Below are 6,083 nucleotides of genomic sequence, written 5' to 3'. Positions count from 1 at the left end.
AGCTTTAGCTTTATTGAATATATGGATATTATTTTTGATCATTGTGAATTTGAAAATGTACACTTGAATCAATGTAGTTTAAGTCGTGTTCATTTCATTTCTTGTCGAATCAGTGGAATGGAACTTTCACAAAGCTTAGTGCAAGATACATTATTTCAATTATGCAAAGGACATTATTGTAACTTTGGTGGCAGTACATTTAAAGAGTGTGCATTTGACATCAATGATTTAACGGGTTCAGGATTTGTTCAATGTGATTTTAAAAAGACTTCATTTGATAAATGTATATTAAATTCAACGGAATGGTTTAACACAAAATTAAAAGAGCTTGATTTCTCAAGCTGTGAAATTGAAAACATTGCGGTGTCGAGTGATAAATTAACAGGTGTTGTCGTGAATTCATCCCAAGCGCTTGAATTTGTGAAACTTTTAGGTATTGTAGTTAAAGATTGATATATTGTTTCAATCTTTCGGGCATGGATTCAATCAACATATTGACTAGCGTTTCTATATCTAGATACATATTTTTTTCGACCCAGGATTTAGTCATTTCAATAGATCCATGACAATACATTTGAAGTAGAAAGTCTAGTTGTGGATCAATTGTCGTCTTTGTTTCGATTTTCTTTTTGTAGAAATCATAGATACAGCGATAATCATAGTTTGTCAAAGAATTGTAGTCATCTTCTTTAAAGGCTTCTTTAAAGAATGTGTTTTGGCTTTGAATAAAAGTGAATTTCTTAATTAAAGCTTCTTTTAAAGTGGTTTGATCAGCCATTTCTTTAAAAGAGTCTAGACATAGCTTTTCAAAATACCAGTTTACTAGATCTTCTTTATCTTCAAAATTACGATAAAAAGTCTGTCGTGTTAAATTTGATTCCTTTGTGATTTGAGTGACTGTAATCTTGTTTAAGGGTTGTGTTTTTAATAAGTTTAATAGCGCATTTGCGATTGTTAGTTTTGTATCGTTCATATAACTATTATATGTCATGACAATTGACTTTAAAAGAGGACTAGCTTAAAATTAAAGAAAAGAATTAGAGGAGTAATGAATATGCAGTTAGGCGAATCGATGGAAGATTATTTAGAAGCCATATTAGTTTTATCAAAATGTTTAGATCATGTTCGTAGTGTTGATGTCGCAAGTTATTTGGGTTTTTCTAAGCCTAGCGTCTCACATGCCGTAAAATTATTGTCTGAGCAAGGATTAATTGTTTTAGATGTTAGTAAATTTTTAACTTTAAGTGAAGAAGGAAAGAGAATCGCAGAAGAAACATATGCGCGTCATACTTTCTTTTCAGATATGCTACAAAATATTGGGGTACCTAAAAATATTGCGACGGAAGATGCTTGTCGTATTGAACATGTGATTTCACAAGAAACTTTTGAGGCAATTAAAAAGTATTATCAAAATAATAAAGACTAGCTATAGATTGTATCTGTAGCTTTTATTTTGAAAGGAGCAAGGAAAATGAGACCAGAAATATTAGCGCCCGTAGGAAGTATGGAAGCATTAAATGCAGCATTAGCAGCAGGATGTGATGCTGTTTATTTTGGCTTGCCAAGTTTTGGAGCTAGAGCATTTGCAAATAATTTTGACTTAGAAACTACAAAAGAAGTTATTGAAAGATGTCATTTGTGTGGTGTAAAAGTATATATTACGATGAATACAATATTATATGAGGATGAAATAGAGGATGCCTACAATATGGCAAAAAAGGTTCATTCTTTTGGTGTAGATGCGTTGATCATTCAAGATTTAGGTTTTATCCATCTTTTGCATCATAGACTACCCAATTTGGTGCTACATGCTTCTACACAACTTTCAGTTTCTAATCCTTATCAAATTGAACAACTAAAAAAATTAGGTGTTCAACGTGTTGTTTTAGCTAGAGAATGTACAAAAGAAGAAATTCAAGCATGTGTAGATACAGGTATTGAAGTGGAAGTTTTTGCGCATGGAGCTTTATGCATTTGTTATTCGGGGCAATGTTATTTTTCAAGTGTACATTATGGACGAAGTGGAAATCGTGGAATGTGTGCGCAACCATGTCGAATGAAATACACCCTTTATGAAGATGGAAATAAAGTGGATACGCATGGAGAATATGTATTGAGTCCAAAAGATCTATCTTTGATTGATGAAGTGAATACATTAGCGGATATGGGGGTTTGTTCGTTAAAAATTGAAGGGCGAATGAAGAGCGCTCCATATGTTTATGAGAGTGTTTCACAAGTCAAAAAGGTATTAGAGAATATGGAACGAAATGTTGAGGACAAACAAAACTTACGTGTTACATTCAATCGAGAATATACTGTAGGTCATATGTATAGGGCTAGTGGCAAAGAATTAATGAATAGTAAAACTTGTAATCATCAGGGAATTGAAATTGGCAAGGTTGTAAAGGTAAATAAAAATAAGATTTGCATTCAATTAAGTCAAGATCTGCATCAAAATGATGGAATTCGTTTTGAAAAAGAGAACTTGGGTTGTCATGTGAATTTTATGTATGATAAGAAACAAAAGTTGATTTCTTTCATGCCTAAAAATAATACAGTTCTAATCGAAGGACCAGTAGGGGTTCATGTAGGTAGTATTGTTCGTAAAACAATGGATTCTGAATTGAATAAAATAATTGATGAAAGAATTCGTACATCCAATCGTCAAAGCAAGGTTAATGCGATAGTAACTTGTAGTGCAGTTGGAAAGCCGATGGTAATGGAAGTGTATAAGGATTCGACGAGCGTTTGTGTTTCTACTGAAATTGATAGTGTACAGGCTTTAAAGCGTGCAACGGATGAAGAAACGTTAAACAAACAGTTTTCTAAGACAAAAGATAGTTGGGCAAGTTTTGATCATATTGAATATCATTTGGGTAAAGATATTTATTTTCCGATTTCAGTTATGAACCAACTTCGTAGGAATGCTCTTGAAAAAATGAAAGAGGCTTGTTTAAAACAGGAGCCGCTTGTTGAAAAAGAATATAGTTATATTCCACAGAAAAGTAAAACCTCATTTGATTTGTTTGAAATTAATTCAATGAATCAAAAGGTTGATGATTCTTCTTGTTATGTGAGTGAAATGTTTAACAGTAATCAAATCTTAGAAAAATCAAATATAACGAGTGTTGATGGATTTGTGAATGCGCATCTAGGTAAAGGAAAAATTGTAGATTCATTAAATGTTTCCAATTCATATAGTGTGGCTGCTATCTTAGAAATGGGATATGAAAGTTGTGTAATCAGTGATGAGTGTGACAAGTATCAGGTTGAAGAAATAATGAAGGGCTTTTCGAATCGTTATCATTTTGATGCTCCAGTCTATAAGACTTTATATCAGAAACGACGCTTGATGACGATGAAACATTGTCCTGTAAATACGGCTTTAAAAGATGGTAAGAGAATGAATTGCGGTTTGTGCCATCATCATCGTTATGAGCTTGAAGGCTTAGATGGAAAGCGTGTCTTTTTATTTGGAGATAAAGATTGTCACATGCGATTATATGATGTGAATATTATGAATGAAATTGAAAATCGAAAAGATTATGAATCGTATGGAATAAAACATTTCCGCTTTGTGTTTACTGATGAGAACCAGGAGGAAGTTAAAACCGCTTTCAGAGCCTATAATCGTTGATTTTAGATGGCTTGCGTGCTATTATTTTATTAGCTTAAGGCTTAGAGGAGGATATTTTAATTATGCCTATTATTGTTGATGTATATGCTCGTGAAGTTCTAGATTCACGTGGAAATCCAACTGTTGAAGTTGAAGTAACTACAGAATCTGGTGCTTACGGACGTGCTATGGTACCAAGTGGTGCAAGTACTGGTGTTCGTGAAGCTTTAGAATTACGTGATGGAGATAAAGCTCGTTACTTGGGAAAAGGAACAACTAAAGCTGTTGAAAACGTAAACACTAAAATTGCTCCAAAAATTATCGGTATGGATTGCCGTGACCAGGTATTAATTGACAAAACAATGTTAGAATTGGATGGAGACCCATTCAAGAAAAATTTAGGTGCTAACGCTACTTTAGGTGTTTCTATGGCTTGTGCTTTAGCAGCTGCTGATTTCTACGGAGAACCTTTATACAAATACTTCGGTGGATTCAACGGAAAAACATTGCCAGTTCCTATGTGCAACGTTATCAACGGTGGATCACACGCTGACTCTACAGTAGATTTCCAAGAATTCATGATTATGCCAGTTGGTGCTAAGAGTGAAAAAGAAGCTGTTCGTATGGCTGCTGAAACTTTCCACGCTTTAAAATCTGTATTAAAGAAAAAAGGATACAACACTAACGTTGGTGACGAAGGTGGATTCGCTCCAAGCTGTAAAGATGGAAACGAAGAACCTCTTGAATTATTAGTTGAAGCTATGGAAGCTGCTGGATATGTTCCAGGAAAAGATATGAAGATCGCAATGGACGTTGCTGCTTCTGAATTCCACAACACTGAAACTGGATTATATGAATTGAAAAAATCTGGTCAAGGAACTAAGACTAGCGATGAAATGATCGACATGTACGAAGAATGGATCGCTAAATACCCAATCATCTCTATCGAAGATGGATTAGGAGAAAGCGACTGGGACGGATGGAAAAAATTAACTGACCGTCTAGGAGACAAAGTACAATTAGTTGGTGATGACTTATTCGTAACTAACCCTTCAATCCTTTACGAAGGAATCGAAAAAGGAATCGCTAATGCGATCTTAATCAAAGTTAACCAAATCGGTACTTTAACTGAAACATTCGACGCTATCGAAATGGCTAAGAAACACGGATACACTTGCATCGTATCTCACCGTTCAGGAGAAACTGAAGACACTACAATCGCTGACATCGCTGTTGGATTGAACGCAGGACAAATCAAGACTGGTTCATTAAGCCGTACAGACCGTATTGCTAAATACAACCGTTTAATGCGTATTGAAGACGAATTGAACCAACGTGGAACTGTTAACGTTGCTGAATACCTTGGAGACAAGACTTTCTACAACTTACCAGCTGTTGAATTCAAAAAGTAGTATTTCACTAAGAACTTTAGCTAATTAAGACCCTTCGGGGTCTTTTTTATATTAAGAAATTGGCTTCGGAGAAGTTGAATCTGGAGATTTAAAAATGACTGAATTATTTGAATCTAGCATTATATAGGCATGACAAAACAGACTATTGTAAATAGCCTTGTTTAGTATGGAGTTCTTGTTAATCATAATCTTCTTTTATACATTTGAATCATTTCATCAATACATTCTTTTCTGTATGTTCTGTCATTTCTTTTGTCCTTGAATGGATTATATGTATAAGTATACTGCATTGTGGCTTTACATTTACATTGAATTGGGTCTCTGTTAAAAGAATCAATCAAGTGTGTGCGGTATCTGAATTTATTGAGTTTGTTTTTTAATTTCTTTTTTCTGGTTTCACGAGAATAATCCTTATTCTTTTTGATTCCAAGAAGTGCATGAACTTTGTCCAATGTTTTCTTAGATGCATTGGCATAGAATCCATAATATCGAGTGGTTAAGAAATGGTAGTCTGGTATATGTATGATGAGACGATTTATAAAGTCGATCACATTATCTGTGACATCATATCTTTTCTCATCCTTATGATCATTGTAGAATCAGCTGACAGTCTTTGATTCTTTATTGTATTCTGTGATTCTGTTTTCAGCCATTGCAGGCCTTCCGGCATAGCGAATGAAGTAGTTTACGCAGCCTTGAATATCTTTACTGTTTTTATTAGATGAGGCATTGTTGGAATCATTGTCATCTGATTTGAATTTGGCATAGACATAGAATCCTTTGGGATGATTCTTATAGAGTCTGTTCTTTTCTTCAGGTTTCTTTAATCCACCGGCTTCTTGTATGAGTCGGATTAATTCAAACTGAAAAGTTTTTCTAAGCTTAGTAAAATTGAAATGATGAAATGTTTTGATTTTATCTTTTTTAAAAGAATAGATCAATTCAGGAATAAGACAATGGATGTGTGGATTCCATTTAAGGTCTCTTCCAAAAGTATGTATAGTGGCAATCATACCAAATTCATTACGAACAGGAATATCTTTGAATATATAGTG

General features: G+C 34.0%; 5 protein-coding genes and 1 pseudogene. 4 read left to right on the top strand and 2 right to left on the bottom strand.

Going from position 1 to position 6,083, the window contains the following annotated elements; translation table 11 throughout:
- A partial coding sequence (locus ACZQCL_RS05400) for a pentapeptide repeat-containing protein (protein WP_482482090.1) occupies positions 1 to 453 on the top strand: 453 nt, incomplete at its 5' end.
- Here ACZQCL_RS05400 and ACZQCL_RS05395 read toward each other — a convergent pair.
- The gene (locus tag ACZQCL_RS05395; RefSeq protein WP_117925235.1) at positions 443 to 973 is read right to left on the bottom strand and encodes a TetR/AcrR family transcriptional regulator; all 531 of its coding nucleotides are present in this window, start codon (positions 971 to 973) and stop codon (positions 443 to 445) included. The genes ACZQCL_RS05400 and ACZQCL_RS05395 overlap by 11 nt on opposite strands.
- An 81-nt stretch (positions 974 to 1,054) precedes the next feature.
- Between ACZQCL_RS05395 and ACZQCL_RS05390 the strand changes: the two genes are divergently transcribed.
- The 3 genes from ACZQCL_RS05390 to eno all read left to right on the top strand — a co-directional run bounded on the left by ACZQCL_RS05390 (position 1,055) and on the right by eno (position 5,028).
- The gene (locus ACZQCL_RS05390; protein ID WP_227994079.1) at positions 1,055 to 1,426 is read left to right on the top strand and encodes a metal-dependent transcriptional regulator; all 372 of its coding nucleotides are present in this window, start codon (positions 1,055 to 1,057) and stop codon (positions 1,424 to 1,426) included.
- A 45-nt stretch (positions 1,427 to 1,471) separates the two neighbouring features.
- Positions 1,472 to 3,637 carry a peptidase U32 family protein gene (locus ACZQCL_RS05385; RefSeq protein ID WP_482482088.1) on the top strand — a complete coding sequence of 722 codons (2,166 nt, stop codon included), beginning with the start codon at positions 1,472 to 1,474 and terminating at the stop codon, positions 3,635 to 3,637.
- A gap of 62 nt (positions 3,638 to 3,699) precedes the next feature.
- Complete coding sequence (gene eno / locus ACZQCL_RS05380) at positions 3,700 to 5,028, top strand: phosphopyruvate hydratase (protein ID WP_117573123.1); 1,329 nt, start codon at positions 3,700 to 3,702, stop codon at positions 5,026 to 5,028.
- Positions 5,029 to 5,210: 182 nt separating this feature from the next.
- Here eno and ACZQCL_RS05375 read toward each other — a convergent pair.
- Positions 5,211 to 6,041, bottom strand: a pseudogene (locus tag ACZQCL_RS05375) (transposase).
- Positions 6,042 to 6,083: the final 42 nt, after the last annotated feature.

The organism is Holdemanella sp. (assembly GCF_056804935.1).
This window is presented reverse-complemented; position numbering and strand designations above follow the sequence as displayed.